Origin of the sequence: Pseudomonas sp. MD195_PC81_125 (assembly GCF_014060985.1) — a bacterium.
Taxonomy (GTDB): domain Bacteria; phylum Pseudomonadota; class Gammaproteobacteria; order Pseudomonadales; family Pseudomonadaceae; genus Aquipseudomonas; species Aquipseudomonas parakoreensis.
Genome location: NZ_JABULD010000888.1, coordinates 1 through 1,246, shown reverse-complemented (window position 1 = coordinate 1,246; position 1,246 = coordinate 1). Strand labels below are relative to the sequence as shown.

Annotated in this window: 1 protein-coding gene and 1 pseudogene; both read left to right on the top strand. The window is 42.5% G+C overall.

Annotated features, from left to right (window positions below; all coding sequences use genetic code 11):
- Positions 1-143: 143 nt before the first annotated feature.
- A complete protein-coding gene (locus HT737_RS30120) occupies positions 144-626 on the top strand; it encodes a hypothetical protein (protein WP_182401530.1) in 483 nt (160 codons plus the stop codon).
- A 189-nt stretch (positions 627-815) separates the two neighbouring features.
- Positions 816-1,246: pseudogene (locus tag HT737_RS30115) on the top strand (transposase); the annotation flags it as partial.

Here is a 1,246-nt window from a genome sequence, read left to right as displayed (position 1 = left end):
GGTGTCGATAATGTTAAATATATTTATGATCCAGTTACTAACACGTTTGTAGGAGCGCCGAAATCAGTGAATAAGTTGCTGGAGAGACCTGACTTCAAGAAGGCAGTAGAGAAAGGCATGAAGAAATACCTTGGAGAAAACTGATGTTGAAATATAATGCAGCAATGGCTAATGCTCTATTGAGTTTGAGGCTGCCGGAGCATTCCTCTGTCGAGCTGTCCTCGATAATTGAAAAAGGTTTTTTCAAAAAAGATGGGTGTGAGTTGCTCGATTATTTCAAAGAGTCGAGTGTCGGTGTTGGATTGAATCACTTCGAGGATCAAACGGGGTATGAATGCTTTGTCAACTCGATTCATATTGACGATTATGTAGAATCGAACTGGCTTGGTAATGCGTTGCAATTTGCTAGCGAGTTGCTTGATCGTTGGTCAGCTAATTTACATCCTGAAGTACTTCAGGTCATTGTTTCGGGTGACGAATTTGGCGCCATGGTAAAAGCTCATGTCGTCAGGATGCATGAATTTTGGCTGCGCGACAATCTGGATGAATATGAAGATCCGGTGTTAATGGCTACTTCAGATAATAGGCAGCTTAATGAGCTTTTAAGTCAGCTAGGAATAAAATAGCCAGAGAGTTGCGGGAGCTGAATTGCGAGTAGTGTAAATTGGAGGGAGGGTAAATGGGAAGGGTAAATGGGGACAAAAGGGTAAATGGGGACAGACCACGTTTAGAAAACACCACGAAAATGTGGCTTATCTGTTAACTAATTGATTCAATAAGAAAATAATAGATCTGTTTGTTTTTTTACCGCGAAAGACTACCTTTTTTACCTGGAGCTTTTGGTTGAACAGGCGTCCAAAACTAATTGTGACATTCATGCGTGGTGCCTAATGACTAATCATGTTCATTTGTTAGTCAGTCCTCATCATGCCAACAGTGCAAGCCTGCTGATGAAAGGTGTTGGCCAGAGATACGTCCAATATATAAATCGTACGTATGGTCGCAGCGGAAGTTTATGGGAAGGCAGGTATCGTTCCTGCCTTGTTGAGAGTGAACGATATTTGTTGTGCTGTTATCGATACATTGAAATGAATCCTGTTAGAGCGAAAATGGTAATTCATCCGGCAGAATATCGCTGGTCAAGTTACCGTGTTAATGCACAATCAGAACGCTCGCACATTGTTACCCCTCATAAAAAGTATTTCGCTTGGAGGTGGGCGGGCACCCGGCGGATGCTTACCGCCGA

Coding starts and splice junctions, on each gene's coding strand:
- HT737_RS30120 (WP_182401530.1), top strand. CDS start 144: ATGTTGAAATATAATGCAGCAATGGCTAATGCTCTATTGAGTTTGAGG.